General features: G+C 71.8%; 20 protein-coding genes and 1 tRNA gene. 9 read left to right on the top strand and 12 right to left on the bottom strand.

Features of this window, described 5'->3' with window-relative positions; all coding sequences use genetic code 11:
- The first annotated feature begins 33 nt into the window (after nucleotides 1–33).
- On the top strand, nucleotides 34–1,254 hold the full coding sequence (locus ACT4N7_RS19845; protein ID WP_444830269.1) for an acetyl-CoA C-acetyltransferase: 1,221 nt from the start codon (nucleotides 34–36) through the stop codon (nucleotides 1,252–1,254).
- A 61-nt stretch (nucleotides 1,255–1,315) separates the two neighbouring features.
- Here the strand turns inward: ACT4N7_RS19845 and ACT4N7_RS19840 are convergent, their stop codons facing one another.
- Nucleotides 1,316–2,128, bottom strand: coding sequence for a Bax inhibitor-1/YccA family protein (locus ACT4N7_RS19840; protein ID WP_444830268.1), 813 nt, complete (start codon nucleotides 2,126–2,128; stop codon nucleotides 1,316–1,318).
- A gap of 427 nt (nucleotides 2,129–2,555) precedes the next feature.
- Between ACT4N7_RS19840 and ACT4N7_RS19835 the strand changes: the two genes are divergently transcribed.
- The 7 genes from ACT4N7_RS19835 to ACT4N7_RS19805 all read left to right on the top strand — a co-directional run bounded on the left by ACT4N7_RS19835 (nucleotide 2,556) and on the right by ACT4N7_RS19805 (nucleotide 10,757).
- The gene (locus ACT4N7_RS19835) at nucleotides 2,556–4,001 is read left to right on the top strand and encodes an MSCRAMM family protein (protein ID WP_444830267.1); all 1,446 of its coding nucleotides are present in this window, start codon (nucleotides 2,556–2,558) and stop codon (nucleotides 3,999–4,001) included.
- Nucleotides 3,998–4,681: a class F sortase gene (locus ACT4N7_RS19830; protein WP_444830266.1), complete on the top strand. Its 684-nt coding sequence runs from the start codon at nucleotides 3,998–4,000 to the stop codon at nucleotides 4,679–4,681. The genes ACT4N7_RS19835 and ACT4N7_RS19830 overlap by 4 nt, the downstream gene beginning before the upstream one ends.
- Nucleotides 4,682–4,836: 155 nt before the next feature.
- Entirely contained in the window at nucleotides 4,837–5,964 is a 1,128-nt protein-coding gene (locus ACT4N7_RS19825) for a polysaccharide deacetylase (protein ID WP_444830265.1), read from the top strand.
- A gap of 91 nt (nucleotides 5,965–6,055) precedes the next feature.
- Complete coding sequence (locus ACT4N7_RS19820; RefSeq protein ID WP_444830264.1) at nucleotides 6,056–7,024, top strand: ATP-binding protein; 969 nt, start codon at nucleotides 6,056–6,058, stop codon at nucleotides 7,022–7,024.
- Between the two features lie 87 nt (nucleotides 7,025–7,111).
- A complete protein-coding gene (locus ACT4N7_RS19815) occupies nucleotides 7,112–9,103 on the top strand; it encodes an SDR family oxidoreductase (RefSeq protein ID WP_444830263.1) in 1,992 nt (663 codons plus the stop codon).
- A 257-nt stretch (nucleotides 9,104–9,360) separates the two neighbouring features.
- Complete coding sequence (locus tag ACT4N7_RS19810; RefSeq protein ID WP_444830262.1) at nucleotides 9,361–10,284, top strand: hypothetical protein; 924 nt, start codon at nucleotides 9,361–9,363, stop codon at nucleotides 10,282–10,284.
- A gap of 86 nt (nucleotides 10,285–10,370) precedes the next feature.
- Nucleotides 10,371–10,757, top strand: coding sequence for a hypothetical protein (locus ACT4N7_RS19805; protein WP_444830261.1), 387 nt, complete (start codon nucleotides 10,371–10,373; stop codon nucleotides 10,755–10,757).
- On the opposite strand, the gene ACT4N7_RS19800 is transcribed toward ACT4N7_RS19805, so the two are convergent.
- The 11 genes from ACT4N7_RS19800 to ACT4N7_RS19750 form a co-directional block, all read right to left on the bottom strand.
- Nucleotides 10,754–11,572 (bottom strand): alpha/beta fold hydrolase, encoded by an 819-nt coding sequence (locus ACT4N7_RS19800; protein WP_444830260.1) that lies wholly within the window; start codon nucleotides 11,570–11,572, stop codon nucleotides 10,754–10,756. The genes ACT4N7_RS19805 and ACT4N7_RS19800 overlap by 4 nt on opposite strands.
- A 41-nt stretch (nucleotides 11,573–11,613) precedes the next feature.
- Nucleotides 11,614–13,395 carry an SDR family oxidoreductase gene (locus ACT4N7_RS19795; protein ID WP_444830259.1) on the bottom strand — a complete coding sequence of 594 codons (1,782 nt, stop codon included), beginning with the start codon at nucleotides 13,393–13,395 and terminating at the stop codon, nucleotides 11,614–11,616.
- Nucleotides 13,396–13,519: 124 nt separating this feature from the next.
- Nucleotides 13,520–14,272: a MerR family transcriptional regulator gene (locus ACT4N7_RS19790; protein ID WP_444830258.1), complete on the bottom strand. Its 753-nt coding sequence runs from the start codon at nucleotides 14,270–14,272 to the stop codon at nucleotides 13,520–13,522.
- A gap of 205 nt (nucleotides 14,273–14,477) precedes the next feature.
- Nucleotides 14,478–14,551, bottom strand: a tRNA-Leu gene (locus ACT4N7_RS19785).
- Nucleotides 14,552–14,641: 90 nt separating this feature from the next.
- Entirely contained in the window at nucleotides 14,642–15,967 is a 1,326-nt protein-coding gene (locus ACT4N7_RS19780; RefSeq protein WP_444830257.1) for an NAD(P)/FAD-dependent oxidoreductase, read from the bottom strand.
- A 103-nt stretch (nucleotides 15,968–16,070) separates the two neighbouring features.
- Complete coding sequence (locus ACT4N7_RS19775; protein ID WP_444830256.1) at nucleotides 16,071–16,580, bottom strand: hypothetical protein; 510 nt, start codon at nucleotides 16,578–16,580, stop codon at nucleotides 16,071–16,073.
- Complete coding sequence (locus tag ACT4N7_RS19770; protein WP_444830255.1) at nucleotides 16,577–17,938, bottom strand: DUF58 domain-containing protein; 1,362 nt, start codon at nucleotides 17,936–17,938, stop codon at nucleotides 16,577–16,579. Before ACT4N7_RS19770 ends, ACT4N7_RS19775 begins: the two co-directional genes overlap by 4 nt.
- Entirely contained in the window at nucleotides 17,935–18,918 is a 984-nt protein-coding gene (locus tag ACT4N7_RS19765; RefSeq protein ID WP_444830254.1) for an AAA family ATPase, read from the bottom strand. Before ACT4N7_RS19765 ends, ACT4N7_RS19770 begins: the two co-directional genes overlap by 4 nt.
- Complete coding sequence (locus tag ACT4N7_RS19760) at nucleotides 18,915–19,382, bottom strand: hypothetical protein (RefSeq protein ID WP_444830253.1); 468 nt, start codon at nucleotides 19,380–19,382, stop codon at nucleotides 18,915–18,917. The genes ACT4N7_RS19765 and ACT4N7_RS19760 overlap by 4 nt, the downstream gene beginning before the upstream one ends.
- Complete coding sequence (locus tag ACT4N7_RS19755; protein ID WP_444830252.1) at nucleotides 19,379–20,062, bottom strand: DUF4129 domain-containing protein; 684 nt, start codon at nucleotides 20,060–20,062, stop codon at nucleotides 19,379–19,381. Before ACT4N7_RS19755 ends, ACT4N7_RS19760 begins: the two co-directional genes overlap by 4 nt.
- 47 nt (nucleotides 20,063–20,109) lie before the next feature.
- Nucleotides 20,110–20,814, bottom strand: a complete 705-nt coding sequence (locus ACT4N7_RS19750) for a uracil-DNA glycosylase (protein WP_444830251.1) — start codon at nucleotides 20,812–20,814, stop codon at nucleotides 20,110–20,112.
- Between the two features lie 56 nt (nucleotides 20,815–20,870).
- Between ACT4N7_RS19750 and ACT4N7_RS19745 the strand changes: the two genes are divergently transcribed.
- On the top strand, nucleotides 20,871–22,352 hold the full coding sequence (locus ACT4N7_RS19745) for a S10 family peptidase (RefSeq protein WP_444830250.1): 1,482 nt from the start codon (nucleotides 20,871–20,873) through the stop codon (nucleotides 22,350–22,352).

Below are 22,352 nucleotides of genomic sequence, written 5' to 3'. Positions count from 1 at the left end.
GTGCAGAACCGGAAATCGCGAAGGAGCACCGCCATGCCAGAGGCCGTCATCGTCTCCGCTGTCCGATCCCCGATCGGGCGCGCCGGGAAGGGTTCGCTGGTCGACATCCGCCCGGACGACCTCACCGCGCAGATGGTGCGTGCCGCGCTGGACAAGGTGCCCGCCCTCGACCCGACCGAGATCGACGACCTGATGCTCGGCTGCGGCCTGCCCGGCGGCGAGCAGGGGTTCAACCTGGGCCGGGTCGTGTCGGTCCTGCTGGGCTACGACCACCTCCCCGGGTGCACCGTCACCCGCTACTGCGCCTCGTCCCTGCAGACGACCCGGATGGCGCTGCACGCCATCAAGGCGGGCGAGGGCGACGTGTTCATCTCGGCGGGCGTGGAGACGGTGTCCCGGTTCGCCAAGGGCAGCTCGGACTCGTGGCCGGACACGCACAACCCGATCTTCGCCGAGGCCACGGCGCGTACCGCGAGCGTCGCCGAGAACGGCGCGGGCGAGTGGCAGGACCCGCGCGCCGACGGGCGCGTCCCGGATGCCTACATCGCGATGGGCCAGACCGCCGAGAACCTGGCCCTGGCGAAGGGCGTGACCAGGGAGGACATGGACCACTTCGGCGTCCGCTCGCAGAACCTCGCCGAGCAGGCCATCAAGGACGGCTTCTGGGCGCGCGAGATCACCCCGGTCACGCTGCCGGACGGACGGGTCGTGGACACCGACGACGGCCCCCGCCCGGGGATCACCTACGAGAAGACGGCCACCTTGCAGCCGGTTTTCCGCCCTGACGGCCGCGTGACGGCGGGCAACTGCTGTCCGCTCAACGACGGCGCCGCGGCGCTGGTGATCATGTCGGACACCAAGGCGACGGCGCTCGGCCTCACGCCGCTGGCCCGGATCGTGGCCACGGGCGTCTCGGGCCTGTCGCCGGAGATCATGGGCCTTGGCCCGGTCGACGCGTCCAACCGGGCGCTGGCCCGCGCGGGCATGACCATCGGCGACATCGACCTGGTGGAGATCAACGAGGCGTTCGCCGCGCAGGTCCTGCCCTCGGCCCGCGAACTGGGCGTCGACGAGGACAAGCTCAACGTCAACGGCGGCGCGATCGCCGTCGGCCACCCGTTCGGCATGACCGGCGCCCGGATCGCGACCACGCTGATCAACTCGCTGCAGTGGCACGACAAGCAGTTCGGCCTGGAGACCATGTGTGTCGGCGGCGGGCAGGGCATGGCGATGATCCTGGAACGCCTGAGCTGATCGCGGACGCGAAACAGGGCGCCCGGCCGAAGCCGAGCGCCCTGTTTCGGGTGGTTCCGGGTCAGTCGCTTTGCAGCATGTACAGCAGCCGCAGCATTTCCAGGTAGAGCCAGACGAGCGTGGTCATCAGGCCGAACGCGACGTACCAGGCCCACTTCGACGGCGTGCCGGTGCGGATCATCTGGTCCGCCATGTCGAAGTCGAGCAGGAAGTTGAACGCCGCGATGCCGATGAACAGCAGGCTGATCCCGATGCCGAGCGGGCCCGCGTCGCGGATGCCCATGTTGACACCGAACATCGACAGCACGAGGTTGACCAGCATCAGACCGGCGGCGCCGATGGTGGCGCCGATGATCCACTTGGTCAGCTTCGGGGTGACCTTGATCGCCCCGGTCTTGTAGACCACGAGCATGGTGATGAACACCAGCGCGGTGCCCAGGATCGCCTGGAACGCGATGCCGGGCACGAACGACTCGAACACGCCGGTGATGGCGCCGAGGAACACGCCCTCCGCGGCCGAGTAGGCCAGCACGAGCGCCGGGTTCGGGGTCTTCTTGAAGATGATGACCAGGGACAGCACGAGGCCGACGAGTAGACCGGCGATCATCGGCGGGTACGGCGAGATGGCCCCGCCGAGCACTGCGACAGCCGTGACGATGCCGACGACCAGGGCGAGGCCCAGGGTCATCGCGGTCTTGGTGACGACGTCGTCGACCGTCATCGGACGGTCGCCGGTGGTCGGCGGCGCCGGATAGCCGCCGTGACCCGGCATGCCCGGCTGCTGATAGCCCTGGGCTTGGGGCTGGATGCCCGTGTACGAGCCGTAGCCGCCGGTCGGCAGGTTACGGAACGCGGGGTTGCTGGTAGAACGCACCTGATCCTCCTGGGCCTGAATGGCGCCTTCACGGGGTCAACGATCGATTGGGCCGACCAGTTCCCGCTGGGTAAAACCTACTTTACCCACTTGTCCGCCACGCCGAGTCGGAACCGGGGATTCCCCAGTAACGATCTCGGCGGGACGAGCCGAGCGTAGTCGCCGAACCCGCCTGCCGGGGCGAGGCTTGCGCCATCCGAACTGTAACGCTGCCACCCGACCCCCCTAAAGCGGACAAATCGGCCCCCCTTCACCCGATCGAGGTCGCCCCGGTGGCGGATTGCGGCCTATCGGGGGACGAACGAGGCTCGGTCGAGTGCGTGCTGTGACGGGCTGACGCCCGGCACACCACACGAACTGGGGTCACACGATCGTCGAGTGTCGCTGGCGTGCGCTGCCACTGACATGGCAAGGAGTCGAACAGCACATGGGGCGAACCACGCGCTTCGGCGCCGCCGCCGCGGGGGCCGCATTGCTCGCGGGCACCCTGCTCGCGACCGGTGCGCCCGCCGCCGCGGCGGCGGTCCAGGTCGGCATCGGCTACGAGACCGCGCCCGCCCAGCCCTACCAGGGCAACCCCGACCCGTCCGACTGGCTCGGCTCGTACCTCGTGGGCGGCAAGCAGGTCTGGTGCGTGCAGTACGCCTTCCGCGCGCCGGACTCCGACGAGCAGTACCAGCCGGGCGAGGCGCTCAAGACCAAGTGGGGCACCGAGCTGGCCCCCGACGTCGCCGCGGACATCTCCTACCTGCTGCTGCGCTATGCGAACACGGCCAGCGCCGACGAGTCCGCCGCGCTGGCGCACCTGCTGCACTCGTGGACGGCGGCGCCGCGGAACGCCGACCAGCTCCTGCCGAGCAACACCTTCCGCACCATCGCCTACAGCGCGCCGTTCCACCTGGAGAAGCTGCCCACGAGCGCCCAGGCCGCCGTCGACCGGCTGCGGGCCGACGCCACGGCCAACCACGGCCCGTGGACGACGGCGATCACCGAGCCGACCAAGCCGCAGATCATCGGCACGCCGGACGTGTGGAGCGTCGAGGTCCGCAACGCCGCGGGCACGGGTGTCGCGAAGGTGCCGGTGCGGCTGACGCTCACCGACGCCACGGTCGACGGGAAGACCACGATCACCCTGCCCACCCAGGACAACGGCGGCCCTATCGCGGTGACGGTCACCCCGACCGGTCCCAACCCGGCGCTCGCCATCACGCTGGCGAGCCCCGCCGACCGGCCGGTCGTGCAGCAGGCGGTGCAGGTCGACACCCAGCGCGTGGTGAGCACGGGCGGGGAGAAGGAGTTGGCCGCGCGCGCAGCCGTCACCGCGGTCACCGCGCCCGGCGCTGCCGCGGTCGCCAAGGTCGACGAGAAGACCGGCAGGGGCATCGCGGGCGTGTCGCTGCGGGTCACCGGGGCCGACAAGACCGCGCCAGCGGTCGGCCAGGACGGCAAGGCCCTGGTCGGCCCGGACGGCAAGCCGGTGGTCGTGGTGACCGGCGCGGACGGCACGGTGGCGGTGCCGAACCTCAAGACGCCGCAACAGGTCTGCGTGGTCGAGGTGGCCGCGCCGCCGGGCTACGAGCAGGCGTTCGACCCGGCGGCGCCGCCATCGGCGTGCGGCGAGGTGCGGCCGGGCGGCACGCTCACGCTGACTGTCGCCAACAAGCCGAACGTGCCCACGGTGCCCCAGACCATCCCGGCGGGCGACGGCACCTCGGCAGCCGCGGCCGTGCTGGGCGGCGGTCCGTCGACCGGGCTGCTGGTCGGCCTGGGCGCACTCGTGCTCCTGGCGAGCGCGGGCACGGCGGTGCTGGTCCGGGGCCGTCGACGCACCGTGGTCAGCCGCGGCATGCGCGGCGACTGGGAGCGCGGATGACTCGTCGCTGGCGGCTCGCCACGCCCGCGGCCGCGGGGGTGGTCGGGCTGCTCGTCGCGGTGGTGTTGGGCGGCGACGTCTCGGTGTCCGGCAGGCCGATCGCGGGCGCCGTGCCAGTGTCCACACCGGACACACCGCACACACCGGCTACCGCGGTCAGTGCCGGTGCGGTGGGCGCGTATCTGCCCGCGCGACCTGAACCTCCCGCCACCAAACCCCCGGCGCCGCCGGAACCGGTCGGGCAGCAGCCGGGCACGGTGCGCCTCACCAAGGGCGGCACAGCCACGCTCGTGCGCCGTGAACTCGGGCCGGACGCCACGCTGCCGGTGCCCGACGGCGTGCGGGAGGCGACCTGGTGGGGCGCCGGGCTCGACGCGACCGCGGGCGCCACGGTGCTCGCGGGCCACGTCAACTGGCGGGGCCAGACCGGCCCGTTCGCCGAGTTGTGGGGCGCCCGGGCGGGGGACGCGGTGTCCGTTGTGGACGCGGAGGGGCGTACCTGGCGCTATCGGGTCGCCCAGGTGGAGACCGTGACCAAGCACGACCTTCCGGTCCGGGCGGAAGAGTTCTTCGGCCAACGCGGGCCACACCGGCTGGTGCTGGTGACCTGCGGCGGCCAGTGGGTCGGCGGCCAGGGCGGCTACGAGTCCAACCGGATCGTGGTCGCCCGGCCGGAATGATCACTTAACGGAGCGAAGACCCGCCGATCAGGTGTCGCCGGTTCGTGTCGCTCCGCTGGAATCTCGGCCACGAGACTTACCGTGGGCAACGAGTTCACCGTATAGGCGTCTATTCATTCGGGGAGGAACAAGCCGCAACCCGTTGGGGAGGCACGATGAAGGTCCGCAGGCGCTGGGAGACGATCGGCATCGGTGTGGCACTGGTGCTGACGTTCGTGGTGCTGATCGTGCTCGGCACGATCCGCCCAGACGGCGGCCGCCGAACGGTGTCGGGAAGCCCGGCGCCGCAGGCATCGGCGGGTCCCGCGGCCTGGATGCACAAGCTCGCGCCGGGCGAGAAGCCCCCGCAGTTCGTGCTGTTCTCCTTCGACGGCGCCGGATCGCACGAGCACTGGCAGCGGATGCTGCCGCTGGCGAGCAAGGCCAACGCGCACTTCTCCGGGTTCCTGTCCGGCATCTACCTGCTCCGCGACGACCAGCGGACCGAGTACACCGGCCCCGGCCACCGTCCGGGCAAGGCCTCGATCGCGTTCGGCGGGTCCGAACAGGACGTGCGCAACCTGATCGGCGACCTGAACGCCGCGGTCGAGCAGGGCCACGAGGTCGGCACGCACTACAACGGCCACTTCTGCCTGGGGTCCGAGCCCAGCGGCGGCAAGTGGGACACCCAGCAGTGGAACGCCGAGTTGGACCAGTTCTTCAAGTACGTGGACCAGGCCGCGGTCAAGGGCCTCAAGGTCGACCCGACCACGATCAAGGGCGGCCGCACCCCGTGCCTGGAGGCCAAGTTCGACAAGTTGATGCCCGCGCTCACCGGGCGCGGCATGACCTATGACTCCAGCCAGGTCTCCGACGGCCTCGCCTGGCCGACGATGCAGGACGGCGTCTGGGAGTTCGCGATGCCGACCGTTCGGGTGCCGGGCGCGAAGTACAAGAAGACGATCCTGATGGACTACAACCTGTGGTTCATGCTGAACAAGGCCAAGAACGAGCCCGCGCGGGCCGCCGAGTTCACCAAGATCACCCTGGACGCCTACGAGGGCGCCTACCAGGCAGCGTTCGACGGCAACCGGGCGCCGATGATCGTCGGCAACCACTTCAACGCGTGGTCGGGCGGGGCGTTCATGACCGCGACCGAGCAGTTCATGTCCGACGTGTGCGTGCGGCCGGAGACGGTGTGCGCGACCTACACCGAGGTCATCGAATGGATGAAGCTGCAGGACCCGGCGGTGCTGGAGACCTACCGCAAGATGCCCAACGCGCAGATCGCCGAGCCGGGCTGAGGTCCCCCGATCCGGTGGCCCGACTTGCCAGAGATAATGAAAACCGATACCACTATCCAGGTCACGTTCCCCAGGCCTGGAGAGACCTCCCGTGAAGATCGCCTTCGTCGGCAAGGGCGGCAGCGGCAAGACGACGCTCGCCTCGCTGTTCCTGCGCCACCTCGCCGCCGAGCACCCGGCGCCCGCCCTGCTCGCGGTGGACGCCGACATCAACCAGCACCTCGCCGCGGCGCTCGGCGCGGCCGAGCCGGAGACACTCGCCATGCCGACACTCGGCGGGCACCTGACGCCGATCAAGGACTATCTGCGCGGCGACAACCCGCGGGTGCTGTCCGCGGCGGACATGGTCAAGACGACCCCGCCCGGGCGCGGCTCCCGGCTGGTGCGCATCGCTGAGGACAACCCGGTCTACCGCGACTGCGTGCGCGAGATCGACGGCATCCGCGTCGCGGTCACCGGGCCGTTCGGCGAGGCCGACCTCGGCGTCGCCTGCTACCACTCGAAGGTCGGCGCGGTCGAACTCCTGCTCAACCACATGGTCGACGGCGCGGGCGAGTACGCCGTGGTCGACATGACCGCGGGCGCCGACTCGTTCGCCTCCGGCCTGTTCACCCGCTTCGACGTGACGTTCCTGGTCTGCGAGCCGACCGTGCGCAGCGTCGGGGTCTACCGGCAGTACCTGGGCTACGCGCGCGACTTCGGCGTGCGGGTCGCGGTGGTGGGCAACAAGATCTCCGATGGCGACGACCTGGACTTCCTGCGCGAGCAGGTCGGCGACGACCTGCTCACCTGGGTCGGCCGCTCCGCGCACGTGCGGGCGGCCGAACGCGGTGTCGTCCGCCCGATCGACGCGCTGGAGCCGGAGAACCGCGCCGCGCTGCGGGCGATGCGCAGCCTGGTCGACGGCGTCGAGAAGGACTGGCCGACCTATCAGCGCCACGCCGTGGACTTTCACCTGCGCAACGCGCGAGCCTGGGCGAACGACCGCGCGGGACGCGATCTGGCTGATCAGGTCGACCCGGATTTCGTGCCCGGCCCAGTGGCGCTCGCCGCGCGCTGAACGCACCGAAACGAGCCTGTGGACAACGGGTCGTCAACTTTCGCCGATGGTGACATGCTCACCCCGGAAGAAGAGAGGACGGCGATCATGGCGACCTACCTGGTGACCGGTGCGACAGGGCTCATCGGCAGGCACTTCGTGCGCGAACTGCTCGACCGCGACGACGTGGACCGGCTGTGGCTGCTGGTGCGCGCCCAGTCGCAGGAGCGGCTGGCGCGCGCCGCGCGCGACTGGCCCGCGGCCGACCGGGTCCGCACGGTGGTCGGCGACGTGTCGCAGCCCGGGCTCGGGATCGCCGCGGACGCGCTCGGCGACCTCGCGGGCGTCGACCACGTAGTGCACCTCGCCGCGCTCTACGACGTCACCGCCGACGACGAGACCAGCATCACCGCGAACGTCGAGGGCACCCGCAACGTGATCGACCTGGCCGCCGAACTCGGCGCGGGGTGCCTGCACCACGTGTCGTCGGTCGCGGTCGCAGGCGACTACCGCGGCCGGTTCACCGAGGAGATGTTCGACGCGGGCCAGCGGCTGGTCACCCCGTACCACCGCACCAAGTTCGAGTCCGAGCGGCTGGTGCGCACCCAGACCCGGGTTCCGTGGCGGATCTACCGGCCCGCGATCGTCGTCGGCGACTCGGTGACCGGCGAGATGGACAAGATCGACGGCCCGTACTACTTCTTCGCCGCGCTGTCCCGGCTCAACTCGCTGCCGAACGTGCCGCTGCTGTTCCCCGACATCGGCGACACCAACATCGTCCCGGTCGACTACGTGGCCAGGGCGATGGCGCACCTGGTGAACGAGCCCGGCCTCGACGGGCGCGCCTTCCACCTGGTCTCGCCCGAACCACAGCCCGCCAAGGAGGTCTACAACGCGTTCGCCCGGGCGGCGGGAGCGCCGCTGGCCGCGGCGGAGCTGAGCAGGCGGCTGAGCGGCCCGCTGCTCGGCCTGGTGCGGTTCGCGGAGAACGTGCCCGGGGTGTCGATCGCCAGGGACGCCGTGCTCGACCGGCTGGGCATCCCGCCCGTGCTGCTGACCACGCTGACGTTCGAGCCGCGCTTCGAGTCGGCGGAGACCCGCAAGGCGCTCGCGGGCAGCGGCGTCGAGGTCCCGAACCTGGCCGACTACGCCGACGTGCTCTGGCGCTACTGGCGGGAACACCTCGACCCGTTCCGCGCGCGTCGGCACGGCCAGCGCGGCGAACTGGACGGCAGGCGCGTGGTGATCACGGGCGCGTCGTCGGGCATCGGGCGGGCCACCGCGCTCAAGGTCGCCGCGGCGGGCGGCGTGCCGCTGCTGGTGGCGCGGCGCGAGGTCGAACTGGAGGAGGTGCGCACGGAGATCGCGGCCGCGGGCGGGCAGGCGTATGTCTATCCGTGCGACCTGACCGACGACGAGTCGGTGGCCAAGACGGTGTCCGCGATGCTGGCCGAGCAGCCGTCGGTGGACATGCTGGTCAACAACGCGGGCCGGTCCATCCGGCGCGCGGTGCGGCTCTCGTACGACCGGATGCACGACTACGAGCGCGCCATGGCGATCAACTACTTCGGCGCGGTGCGGCTGATCCTGGCGCTGCTGCCGCACATGACGGAGCGGAAGTTCGGCCACGTGGTGAACGTGTCGTCGATCGGCGTGCAGGGCATCGCGCCGCGGTTCTCGGCGTACGTGGCGTCGAAGGCGGCCCTGGACTACTTCAGCAAGATCGTCGCCACCGAGACCCACGGCGCGGGGATCACCTTCACCACGGTCCACATGCCGCTGGTGCGCACCCCGATGATCCGGCCGACCAAGATCTACGACGCGTTCCCGACGAAGTCGCCGGAGCAGGCGGCCGACATGGTGATGGACGCGCTGGTCTCCCGGCCCAAGCACATCGGCACGCCGACCGGGTTCGCGATCCAGGCCGCGTACGCGGTGGCGCCGGGGCTAGTCGACGCGGTCGCCTACCAGGGCTACCGGATCTTCCCCGACTCCACGGGCGCGGGCGGCAACGACCGGATCAAGCTCGGCAAGGGCGAACGCAACCTCACCGCGGCGGCCACCGCCCTGGCCAAGCTGACCCGCGGTTTCCACTGGTAGGACGGGCTGTACCTGACCGGCGACGATATCGGGGCCACCGTCGCCGGCCTCACGGCCAAGGGCGTCACCGTCACCGGCCCGGTCAGCGCGGCGGGATTCGGGCTGTTGACCTCCATCGCGCTGCCCGGCGGCGGTGTGGTCGGCCGCTACGAGCCCCGGCACCGCACCGCGTTCGACCTCCACTCGGACGAGTGATGATTCATCCCATCGCGTGGCGTCCCTGTTGCCGGTTGTGGCCACACCGGTAACGTCGACGCATGGCCTCCCAGCAGGACCGCGACCCCGAGGGCTTCGCCGTGGTGCGGCACGGGTTCGACCGAACCCAGGTGAAGCAGTACCTCCAACGCCTGGAACACGACGCCCTGCGCTCCGCGGCCGAGCGCGACGAGGCTCGGTCCCAACTCGCCGACGTGTCCAACCAACTCGACCAGGCGCGGCGCGAGAACGCCGCGCTCACCGAGCGCCTCGACAAGATCGGCACGGCGGCGGCAGCCGCGAACGCGCCGAACGCGGCCGAGCGAGCCGCGCGCGCGCTCGACCTGGCCAAGACCCAGGCCGCCGAGATCACCAGCCGCGCCCGAGTCGCCGCCGACAACACGTGGTCGGCCGCCGAGCAAGCCTCCACCGCCCTGCGCGAGCGCTACCGCAAGCTGCTGACCGACCTGGACCGCCAGCACGCCGAGATCCACACCGCCCACAAGTCGATCATGGACGAGGCCCGCACCAAGGTGACCGACATGACCACCGTGGCCGACCAGCGCCGCAAGGACATCGACGACAAGGCCGAACGCGAACGCCAGCGGATCGAGCAGCAGTTCCAGCAGGAGATCACCACCAAGCGCGACGAACTCCACCGCGACCTCGACGCCGCCCGCAAGGCCACCACCGACGAATGCAGGCATCGGGTCCGCGAGGCCACCGACGAAGCCGACAAGCGCATAGCCACCGCCACCAGCCAGGTGGAGCGACTCACCGCGCTGCGCGAGCAGTTGGCGGGCAGGCTGCGCGGCACGAACGACCTGCTGGCCCAGAGCGCGAACCTGCTGGCGCCACTGGAAGCGGAATCGGAACTCGCCCCCGACTCGGTGGAATCACTGCGGGCCAAGCCCAGCGGCACCACCCAGCCAGTACACCGCCCCGCCCCCACGCCCGCCCCGCGAGACCGCACCCCCGCGTCATAGCCCCAGGCACCGCACGTCACCACACCGACACGGCGCGCCCGTAAGGTGAGGTCCGTACTGCGTAGTCGAGGGACGGCGGAGCGGGCGTGCGAACTCTGGTTTCCTGGTTACTCGGGCTGGTCGGCGTGGCGGCGGCGGCGATCGGGGTGATTCGGCCCTGGTACGAGGACCGGGTCGGCACGTCCATCCCGCTGGCCGACCTGTTCGAGGGCGTGCGCCGGTCGACCGCGCCGTTGATCAGCTCGATCGCGGTCCCCATCGCGATAGCGCTGTTGCTCGTGCTGGTCGGATTGCTGGTCTCCCAACCGCTGCTGCGCCTCGGTGGGCTCCTCCTGCTCGTCACCGTCGTCGTGTGGGTGGTGCGGGCGCGCGCGGCCGTGGAGATCACCGACCTGCAGTCGGGGGTGTGGAACGTGGGCTTCGGGAGCCTGCTGATCGTGGTCGCCGGTGTCCTCCGGCCGCGCAGAGGCTAGGCCGCAACGTCCATTGTGGACTCCTGGCAGGTCGACAGGATCAGTTCCGCCACCGCGTGCGGATCGTCGCCCATCGGGACGTGGCCACACCCGCGCAGCGAGACGTGTCGGGCGGCTGGCAGCAGGTCGGCGGCCCGGCGGGCTTGGCGGGGCCACAGGATGCGGTCGCGGGTTCCCCAGGCGACGGTGATGGGGACCGACGGGGCTGGGCAGGCGTACACGTAGTCCCGACCGCCCGCGGCGATGACGGCGTCGAAGCCCTCGGCGGCGACCATGGCCGCCATGTCGGCGAGCATGCTCTCCGCGGTGAGCATCGACGGGCGGCCGAACAGGATGCTGCCGCCGACCATTCGCACCATCTTGCGATTGAACAGCGCACTGCGCACGCCCAGCGGGGCGCGGGCGGACCTCCGCAGGGTGCTCAGCACGTGGATCGCCCAGGCGCGGTCGCGGGCCGACCAGAAGCCCGCGGGCGCCAGCGCGGTGACCGAGCGGACCAGGCCGCGGGAGGCCAGTTCCAGCGCGAGCATTCCGCCCAGGGAGTTGCCCGCGATGTGCGGACGGGGGGCGCCCAGGGCGATGAACACCTCCGCGAGGGCCTCCACCGCGCTCGGCACGTCGTAGGTCCGGTCCGGCGGCAGCATCGGGGACGCGCCGAACCCGGGCAGGTCGATGGCGATGACGTCGTGCCGCTCGGCGAGCCGGTCGAGCACGGGTTCCCAGGCCTGCCAACGGTGTCCGATGCCGTGCAGCAGCACCAGCGGGCTGCCCTGGCCGCGTCGCTCGAAAACGACCTCGATCGGCTGACGGGTCATATCGCCTTCCCTTCACACGTCCAGCAGGAGTCGGTCGCCGATCACCGGATCACGTCGACGCGGGCCGCGCGGCGCATGAGGGCTGGGGTGAAGCGGGAGCCGAGGCGGGCGAGTTTGGCCTCGATCGTGACCGGCACGACCGCCGTGTCGCGTTCCACCGCGCGCACGATGTCGGCGGCCACCCGTTCCGGGCCGAATCCCCGCCGGGCGTACGCGGTGGTCGCCTGCTGCCGCAGCCGCCGCTGTTCGGCGTCGGCGGTGCCCGCGAAGCGGGTGGTGTTGGTGATGTCGGTGGCCACGATGCCGGGGCAGATCGCGCTGACGCCGATGCCGTGGCCTGCCAACTCGGCACGCAGACAGTCCGACAGCATCAGCACGGCCGCCTTGCTCGACGCGTACGCCGACATCGCCCGGCTCGGCGTGTAGGCCGCGGCGGAGGCCAGGTTGACGATGTGGCCGCCCTCGGCCGCCTCGACCATCAGCGAACCGAACGCGCGGCAGCCGTGGACCACGCCGAGCAGGTTGACGTCCAGCACGCGCCGCCAGTCTTGGGCGGTGGTGTCCAGGAACGGCCCAGCCATGCCGATGCCCGCGTTGTTGACCACCACATCCGGCACCCCGTGCTCGGCCGCCACGTCGTCGGCGAAGCGGCGGACGGCGGGCTCGTCGGCGACGTCGATCTGGTACGGGTACGCGGCGGGGCCGATGGCGGCGGCGGTGCGGCGGGCCGCGTCGAGATCCAGGTCGGCGACGACGACCTCGGCGCCGCGGTCGGCGAACGCCTGCGCGGTGGCCCGGCCGATGCCCCGGCCCGCGCCGGTGACGACGACGAGCCGGTTGGTGAAGCGGTCGCCCGGTTCGCCCGCCTTGGCGCGCTGCAGGCTCCTGGTCATCGGCTCGCCGCGGACGTGGTCGACGAACTCCTCGACCATCCTGGCCAGCGCGTCCGGGCGCGCCGCGGGCGCCCAGTGCCCGCCGACGAGCCTGCGCCGCCACAGCCTGCCGACCCAGCGTTCCAGGTCGTCGGCGAGCGCGGCGGTGACGAACTTGTCGCGCGTGGGCTGCACGACCTGCACCGGCACGGCGGTGGGCCGCAGCCGGGGGCCGAGCAGCTTCGGCAGCATGTTGGCCCGGTAGAGGCGCACCCCGCGGGCGGCGTCGGCGCCGACGGTCGGCCCCAGGTGCGCGGACAGCGGACGCACACCTTCGAGCCGTTCGAGGATCTGGGGCCAGCGCGGGCCGAGCACGGTGCGCCAGGCGAGGCCGGGCAGCACGGGCAGGTGGAACAAGCCGATGTACCAGGACGCCGCGAGCTGCGTGACGACCGCGCGCAGGTTGGCCGGGGTGGGCCGGGCGAGCCTGCGCCGCAGCCAGTGCGCCACGTGGTCGAGACACGGACCGGAGATCGAGGTGAACGAGGCGATGCGCGCCTCGGCCCGCGGCGCGGTGACCGACTCCCACGCGTGGATCGAGCCCCAGTCGTGCGCGACGAGGTGGACGGGACGGTCCGGGCTCACGGCGTCGGCGACGGCGAAGAGGTCCTCGCCGAGCCGCTCGGTGGTGTAGGCGGACTTACCGCGGGGAGCGGTGGACTCCCCCGCGCCCCGGACGTCGTACCGCACGACGTGGTAGTTCTCGGCGAGGCGGTCGGCCATCGCGTCCCACAGCCGGTGGGTGTCGGGGAAGCCGTGTACCAGCAAGACCGTGGGGGACGCCGCGTCGCCCTGGGTGAACACCGCGAGGTCGACGTCGCCGGACCGGACCGTGCGCCTGCGTGCGACGAGGTGGGTCGGCGCCGGGAACGGGAGCGGTTCGCTGGCCATGGCGCCTCCAGGACGTGCGTCAACGGCCCACAGCCGGGCCGCGGGCGGAGAGATGAAGCCGCTGTTACGTGACAATGAAGAACGTTACAACCGTCATTGTCATGCTCGCAAGAGCAAGCGCCGACTACTCTCCGCGTTCGGCGCGGGCGCGTTCGGCCATCGCGATCAGCCGGTCGCCCATGACCTCGGGGATCACCCGGCGGGCCGAGCGGTCGACCGCGGCCGACAGCGCCTGCATGACCAGCGGGTGCAGCCGGGAGATGACGTCGGCGAACTGCGGCAGCTCCTCGCCGCTGGGCAGCCAGTCGGGGCCCTTGGGGTCGAGCACGTACTTGCGCACCAGCCCGATCAGCAGGCCGGTGACCCGATCGGTCTCGGTCTGCAGCTCCGCGGCGAGCGCCAGCGCCTCGGCCAGCGGCACGGCCAGCTTGACCAGCTCGTGGCCCGCCTCCAGCAGTTTCACGCTGGGCGCGACGAACTGCGCGCCACGCCGCTCCAGGATGCCGAGGTCGAGCGCCCGGCGGATGTTGGCGGGGGTGAGCTGCTTGCCGAACATTCGGACCAGCTCGCTCATCGCGACCACGGTGGGCTGCTCGTTGGACCACGCGGCACCGGTGGCCCGCTCCAGGCCGAGCACGTCGGCGAGGCTGTGCCCGGACTGCCACGCGTCGAGCATCTCCTTGATCTGCGCGAACGCGTAGCCGCGGTCGAGCATGTTGAGGATCAGCCGCAGCCGGGACAGGTGCGCGTCGCCGTAGATCGCCGTGCGGCCGCGGCGCGTTGGCGGGGGCAGCAGTTCGCGATCCTGGTACACCCGCACGTTGCGGACCGAGGTTCCCGCCGTTCTCGCCAACTCGTCGATCCGGTACTCCGCCACCCGGACGAGCCTAGTGCGTCCCGTTCAGACTCCACAGTGGACAGCCGCGGTCGGATGGTCGCGCACCGGTCGGTCGCGTTCGAAAAGGACCAACAGTCCGGTACCGCCGAATATCCGCGTCGAATAGTCCAAAAGGGTGCCGATCATCCACAAAAGACAGTCACCCGGCGCCTGACGTGATCGCCGGGTGACTGAACGTACAACGTGCCCCCGACCGGATTCGAACCGGCACTCGACCCCTTTTAAGGGGGCTGCCTCTGCCTGTTGGGCTACGGGGGCAGCCGCAGCCTAAGGCGCGATTACACGGCAGGGCACGGGTTTCCTACAGGTCCGCCCGGCTGGCCCAATGCACTTTGGGCCGTTTGCCGGTCAGCCCTGGGAAACCCTGGCGAACTCAGCCTTCGGATCGTTGATCTGCCCCATCGAAATGACCTCGCGCCGGAAGAGACCGCCCGTTAACCAGTCCAGCGTGATGCGGACCTTGCGATTGACCGTGGGCATGGCTTTCACGTGGTAGAGGCGGTGCATGGCCCAGGCGAGGAAGCCCTTGGCCTTGAAGTTGAACACGTCGCCGACGCCCTTGTGCAGCCCCAGGCTGGCGACCGAGCCGATGTTCTTGTGGAAGTAGTCCTTCGGCTCGCCGCCGCGCAGCGCGGTCGCGATGTTCTTGGCCAGCAGACGGGCTTGGCGGACCGCGTGTTGGGCGTTGGGCGGGCAGATCGCGGTCGGGTCTTCCGCCGTGCGGGAAAGATCCGGCACGGCGGCGTTGTCGCCCGCTGTCCACGCGTCGGGCAGGCCCTCGACGCGCATCGCGGCGGTGGCGCGCAGCCTGCCCTGCTTGGTCAGCGGCAGGTCGGAGGAGGCCAGCACGGGGTTGGACTTGACCCCCGCGGTCCAGACGATGGTGTCGCTGTCGAACTCGGTGCCGTCGGAGAGCTGCACGTGGCCGTTCTCGAACGACTTGGCCATGGTCGACAGGTACACCTCGATGCCGCGCTTCTCCAACTGCAGCACGGTGTAGACGCCCAGGCTCTCGCGAACCTCGGGCAGCACCCGGCCCGCGGCCTCGACCAGCACGAACCGCAGGTCCGCAGGCTCGATGTTCTTGTAGTACTGGGTGGCGAAGCGGGCCATGTCCTCCAGCTCGCCCAGCGCCTCGATGCCCGCGAAGCCGCCGCCGACGAAGGTGAACGTCAGCAGCTTCCTGCGCAGCTCAGGATCGTGGGTGCTGTCGGCCTGGTCGAGCTTGGTCAGCACGTGGTTGCGCAGGTAGATGGCCTCGCCGATGGTCTTGAAGGTGATGCCGTGCTCGATCAGGCCGGGGACGGGCAACAGCCGGGCGACCGAGCCGAGCGCCACGACCAGCACGTCGTAGCCGAGTTCCTCGATGTGGCCGTCGGCGGCCTCGATGGTGACGACCTTGCGCGCGTGCTCGATCCGGGTGGCGCGGGCGGTGATCACGTGGCAGCGCTTGAGCGCGCGGCGCAGCGGCACCACGACGTGCCGGGGCTCGATCGAGCCGCCTGCGGCCTCGGGCAGGAACGGCAGGTAGGTCATGTGCGGCTGCGGGTCGATGACCGTCACCGAAGCCTCACCGGACCGCAGTCGCCGCTGGAGTCCGAGCGCGGTGTACAGCCCGACATATCCGCCACCGAGGATGAGAATCCGGGTGGGCTCCGACTTTCCGTGCGCCATGGCTCAATAGTCGCACTGGTTTCGGTCGTCCGCGAGGTACCCCCCGGTCGGTGTGACCCGAGTCGCGCGGCTGTTTCCGCAGGTGTGACCCATGTCGCGGGGTTCAGCGGTATCTGTCGAGAATTATCACCACGAGTGCGATTCCGGCGATCGAGAGTAACGCGATCAATTCCACGATCACCGGTGTGCGGCCGGTGGGAACGAACACCGCGACGGCCGCGATGGCGAAAACGACCAACTCGGTCGCCGCGGCCCGGCGCACCGGCGGGCGCAGGGCAGCGGGCGCTATCCGGGCGCCTTTCGGCAACACCGCCGCGATCGCGCACGACAGGTGCAGCAGGTGCACCAGCGGCACCATCACCAGCACGCCGGGACGCAGCGGGTCGTCGCCGGACACGGTCAGCACCATGGCGGCGATCCCGATCACCAGCAGCGGGGCGGGCGACGCGGGCACGTACACGCAGGCCAGCCCCAGGATCGCGACGATGCCCAGGATGAACCCGGCCGCGCCGTGCAGGGCGAGGTCGGCCAGGATGCCCGCGCACGCCAGCCCCGCGGCGGCACGGACCCAGAGCGCGGAGACGCCGCGCCCGACATCCAGCGCCCCGGTCACGAGCGCACCCGCCCGCGGCGGCGGACGCGGCGCAGGGTCGCGGCGACTCCCCCGCCGTCGCCCCAGGTCAGCACCGCCACCCCGTGCGTGCGCAGGGCCGCGAGCCGGGCCCGGTGCTCGCCCAGCAGCACGCGGCGCACCACCTCGCCCCACGGGGTCTCGTCGTCCGCCACCAGCTCCGGCGGCAGCATGTCGACCGCCACGACGACGTCACCGCGTCGGGCGGCCTGCACGGTGCAGTCGACGACCGCGTCGTCGAGGAACGGCGACAGCACGACCACGACCGCCCCCGCGGGCACCTGTTGCGCCCGCAGCACCGGTTTGGCCGCCCACCCGGCCGAGCGCGAGCACGCCACGAGTTGGTGGCGTACGCGCAGGAGCTGGCGGCGGCCGACGCCGGGCGGCAGGCCGAGCTGCGGGCGGCCCAGGTCGACCAGGCCGACCCGGTCGCCCTGGCGCAGGTACCCGGCGGCGAGCGCGGCGACGGCGCGCACCGAGGCGTCCAGACTGCCGCCCTCGCGGACCGCGACGCCGGGGTCGCCGACCGACCACCGCGCCAGCTCGGTGCCGACGTCCACCCGTGAATCCAGGGCGAGCACCAGGTCGGCGTCGGCCTCGGCGTGCCGCTCCCGCACGTGCAGGGTGCCGGGGCCGAGCAGTTCACCCGTCGCCGCGCCCGCCCGCAGCGACACCCGCCAGTCGACCCGGCGCACCCGGTCGCCGGGCTGGAACGGGCGGATCGCGCGCAGTTCGGTGCCGTCGCCTGGCCGGGGCGAGCGGTGTACGCCGACCAGCCCCGAGATCCGCGGCGGCAGCGGGCCGGGCGGCAGCGGCGCGACCGGCGGCAGCACCGTGCGCCTGCCCTCGGTGCCCACGACGGGCCCGGAGATGAGCAGCGCGTCACGGCTCGCGGCCAGGTTGTCGGGACGCAGGTCGACACCCTCGCCCCAGGCGTTCCACCGCAGCAGGCCGCGCACCGACCGCACGCTGCCCGGCAGCAGGTGGACCGGCCCGACGCCGGGGCTGTCGGGGACCGGCAGGCGCACCGCGAGGAACTCGGTGCCGGGCCCGGCCTCGACGGTGACGGTCAGCTTGCCGTCGTCGCCGGATTCGACCGTGCGCGGCAGCCGCGCGGTGCGCAGCACGGGGGTCGCGCCAACCGGTACCGCGAGCGCGAGCACGGCGCTGACCAGCAGCGGAGCCCCGATGAGCAGCAGGTCGAACCGGTGCAGCACAACGCCGGCGCCGACCAGGCCGATGCCGCCCGCCGCGCCGCGGAACAGCGCGTCGGTGCCGCGCCAGCCCGCGGTGCCCGCGGCTCGTCTGGCCTGTGACCACGCCAGTACGCGCCTGCTCATCCGACGGGCCGGGTGCTCGCGGGACCGGGTACCGAGCGGAGCAGTTCGGTGACCACCTCGACGCCCGTGACGCCGGAACTCCAGGTCTCCGCGCGCAGGGTGAGCCGATGGGCCAGCGCGGCGACGGCGCACTCCTTGACGTCCTCGGGCAGGACGTAGCCGCGGCCGTCGAGCACGGCCAGCGCGCGGGCCACCAGCAGCACCGCCTGCGACCCGCGCGGGGACGCGCCGACCTCGACGGCCGCGTGCGCCCGGGTGGCGCGGGCCAGGTCGACGCAGTAGCGCAGCACGTCCTCGTCGACGGCGACCCGTTCGACGCCTGCTTGCAGCTCGCGGACGGTCGCCGCGTCGACCACGGCGGCGAATTCGGCGTCCTCGGTGCGCCGGGCGAGCCTGCGGCGCAGCACTTCCACCTCCTCGTCGGCGGGCGGGTAGCCGACGTCGAGGCGGAGCAGGAAACGGTCGAGCTGGGCCTCGGGCAGCGGGTAGGTGCCCTCGTACTCGATGGGGTTGGCGGTGGCGAGGACGTGGAACGGGCGGGGCAGCGGGAAAGTGCGGCCTTCGACGGTGACCTGGCGCTCCTGCATGGCCTCCAGCAGCGCGGACTGGGTCTTGGGCGGCGTCCGGTTGATCTCGTCGGCGAGCAGCAGGCCGGTGAACACGGGCCCGGGGCGGAAGGCGAACTCGCGCTCGGCCGGGTCGAACAGGAAGGAGCCGGTCACGTCGGCGGGCTGGAGGTCTGGAGTGCACTGCAGGCGCGCGAAGTCCAGGCCGAGGGCACCCGCCAGCCCGCGGGCGAGCAGTGTCTTGCCGAGGCCGGGCACGTCCTCCAGGAGCACGTGGCCACCCGCGAGCACCGCGGCCAGCGCCAGCCGCACCGTGCGCTCCCGGCCGACGACCACTTCGGACACCGCGCTGGTCACGCCCGCGGCCACCGCCGCGATCTGCGCCACCGAATGCTCCACAGTGGACTGTTTCACGTCTCCTCCAGTCGATCGAGCAACTCGGCCATCCGTTGTGGGGACGGCAGAGCGGCTCCGGGTGAGGTGAGCAGCCGGTGCAGCTCGACCCCGAGAACGGCCCGCGCCCGCGGGTCGTCCACATCGGACAGATCGGGATGCCGCTCGCGCAGCCGGGCCAGGGCGAGCCTGCGCAGCCGGGGCTGCACGCGGGAGACGAACCGGGTCTGGTCGCCCGCGGCCTCGGCGAACCGGGTGGCCAGGTTCGCCGACTGCATCTCGGTGGCGGGCGACGGCAGGTCGGGTTCGGCGGCCCAGCTCGGTTCGAGCGGGCCGGACATGCGCGCGCCCAGCACCGTCACCGCGGCCGCCGGGATACCCAGCGCGATGCCCCACAGCAGCGGGATGTCGCCCGGCCACACCGAGAACCCGGCCACCGCCACCCCGGCGACCAGGGCCAGCGCGAGGCTGCGGGCGGTCGTCACGCCGCCGCCAGCGAGCCTTCGACCCGCAGCAGCGCGTCGCGGGCCGCCTCGGCGTCGGCGTCGGTGACCGCGCCCGGCTCGCCAAACCGCGCGCGCTGGTAGAGCCGCCGCAGCTCGCCCAGCGCCACCCCGTCGACGGCGTGCGCGGCCAACACGTCCCCGGTGAACTCGGTCGGTGTCTGGTGCGCCGCGCGACGAACCCCGTGCGCGGCGGCGGCGTCCTCCAGCACCAGCCAGGCCGCCACGATCGCGTCGGCGGGCGGCCCGCCCGCGCGCCTGCTCAACTCGTGGCGCGCCCGGCGGGCCGCGACGAACAGGTCCCGCACCGTGACCCCACTGGACGGCTCGACCCCGTCGGCGTGCTCCAGGGTGGGTACCGGCAGCAGCAGGCGCCGCCGCCGCCCGATCCCGGCGAGCGCGGCCAGGATTCCGGCCAGCCCGATGAGCAGCATCGCGACGATGAGCAGGAGCAGGATGCCGGTGCTGATGCCGCTGATGAGGTCGAGGATCGGGTTGCGGGTGCCGTCGCCGATCCCGGTGTCGCCCGGGGTGCTCTCCGGCGGATCGGGTCGCGGGCCGAGCGCCGACCCCTTGGGGATCGCCGATTCCCCGCGCGCCGCCACGACCGCGAGCACCAGCAGCGCGGCCACCACCAGCAGCGCCGGGAGGCGGGACCTCATGGCAGCCAGCTTGCCGCACGGAGCCGCCGGAAGCGATCAGGAAACGGTTACGGTCGGCCCGGCCCGGCAGCCGCCTTGGCGGCGGTCAGGACGTCCTCGACCATCGCGGGCGTGAGGCGGCCGGTGAAGGTGTTCTGCTGGCTGACGTGGTAGCAGCCGAAGACGGCCAGGGGTGGGCCGCCGTCGCGGGCGGGGAGGTCGTGGCGGACGCCGTGGCCGAAGCGGGGGCGTGGGGTGGGGACGGCCCAGGCGGCGTTCAGTACCGGGAGCAGGGCCTGCCAGCCGAACGCGCCGAGGACGACCACCGCGCGCAGGGTCGGGCGCAGCAGCGCCAACTCCCGCTCCAACCACGGGCGACAGGTGTCGCGCTCGGTCGGGGTGGGTTTGTTGGCGGGCGGGGCGCATTTGACGGGGGCGGTGATCCGGGTGCCGAACAGCTCAAGGCCGTCGCCGAGGTGGGTGGCGGTGGGTTGCGACGCGAGACCGACGGCGTGCAGGGCGGCGTAGAGGACGTCGCCGGAGCGGTCGCCGGTGAACATGCGGCCGGTGCGGTTCGCGCCGTGCGCGGCGGGGGCCAGGCCGACCAGCGCGATCGCGGCGTCCGGCGGGCCGAACCCGGGAACCGGCCTGCCCCAGTACTCCTGGTCGCGGAACGCGGCCCGTTTGACCTGGGCGACCTCCTCCCGCCAGGCCACCAACCGCGGGCAGGCGCGGCAGTCCGCGACCGCCCGGTCGAGTTCAGCGAGCGTCATCGTCATACCCCCACAGGGTTGTCGTCGCGCACGATCACACCACGTAGGGTCTGCCCATGGCAGCCAAGGACGAGCAGCGGGCCCCCGAGCCGGACGCCGCACCGACCCCCGAGCCCACCGACGACCTGGTCACCACGGCGCACACGCTGGCGGCGCGCAGGCGCAAACTGGCCTATACCGCCACAACCGGCAGGCTGGTGCTGCGCAAGGAAGTCCTGACCGACGGCAAGTTCGACGGCCACCTGCCGCAGGCCGAGGTCTTCGTGACCGCCTACACCCTCGACGGCGCCGACCCGGCCACCCGCCCGGTGACCTTCGCGTTCAACGGCGGCCCCGGCTCGTCGAGCATCTGGCTGCACCTGGGCGTCCTGGGCCCGCGCCGCGTGGTGTCCGGCGACGCGGGCGGGCTCGCCGCGCCGCCGTACGGGCTGGTGGACAACCAGGAAACCCTGTTGGCGCACAGCGATCTCGTGTTCATCGACCCGGTGTCCACCGGGTACTCGCGCACCGTCAAGGGCGAGAAACCCGGTGACCACCACGGGTTCCAGGCCGACCTGGAGTCCGTCGGGGAGGTCATCCGGCTGTGGACGACGCGCAACGGGCGCTGGGTGTCGCCGAAGTTCCTCGCGGGCGAGTCCTACGGCACGACTCGCGCGGGTGGTCTCGCGCAACATCTGCAGCAGCGGCACGGGATGTACCTCAACGGGCTCATCCTGATCTCGTCCGTGCTGGACTACTCGACGCTGCTGTTCAGTGCGGGCAACGACTTGCCGTATGTGTTGTTCCTGCCCAGCTACGCGGCCATCGCGCACTACCACGGCCTGCACGGCGACCGCCCGCTCGCCGAGGTGCTCGCCGAGGCCGAGGAGTTCGCCGACCGCGACTACCCGTGGGCCCTCGCACAGGGCGCTCGACTGTCCACTGAGGACCGAGCGGTGGCGGTGGCGAGACTCGCCGCGCTGACCGGGTTGTCCGAGGACTATGTGGACCGGGTGAACCTGCGCGTCGAGCACGTCCGGTTCTGTACCGAACTCTTGCGCCACCGCAAGCAGACCGTCGGCAGGCTCGACGGCCGGTTCACCGGCTGGGAGGCCGACTACGGCCGCGAACAGTTCACCGAGGACCCGGCGTCGGCGGCGATCATGGGCGCCTACACCGCGGGGATCAACCACTACCTGCACGTGGAGTTGGCCTACACCAACGACTTGCCCTACGAGGTGCTCAGCATCCCGGTCAACCGGGAGTGGTCGTTCAAGGAGTTCGAGAACGCCCACGTCACCGTGGCCGACAAACTGGCCGCCGCGATGCGGGCCAACCCGCACCTCAAGGTGCACGTCGCCTCCGGTTACACCGACGGCGCCACACCGTACTTCGCCACCGAGTACACGCTGGCCCAGTTGGACATCCCGGCCGAGCTGCGGGCGAACATCGAGGTCTCCTACTACCCGGCGGGCCACATGATGTACGTGCACGAGCCGAGCCGGGTGCAGCAGTCCAAAGACCTCGCCGCGTTCGTCAAGCGCGCCTCGAACAGGTGA

It is taken from the genome of Actinokineospora sp., assembly GCF_052390155.1.
GTDB lineage: Bacteria > Actinomycetota > Actinomycetes > Mycobacteriales > Pseudonocardiaceae > Actinokineospora.
Note: the sequence above shows the minus strand (reverse complement) of the source record. Positions and strands in the feature narration are given on the sequence as shown.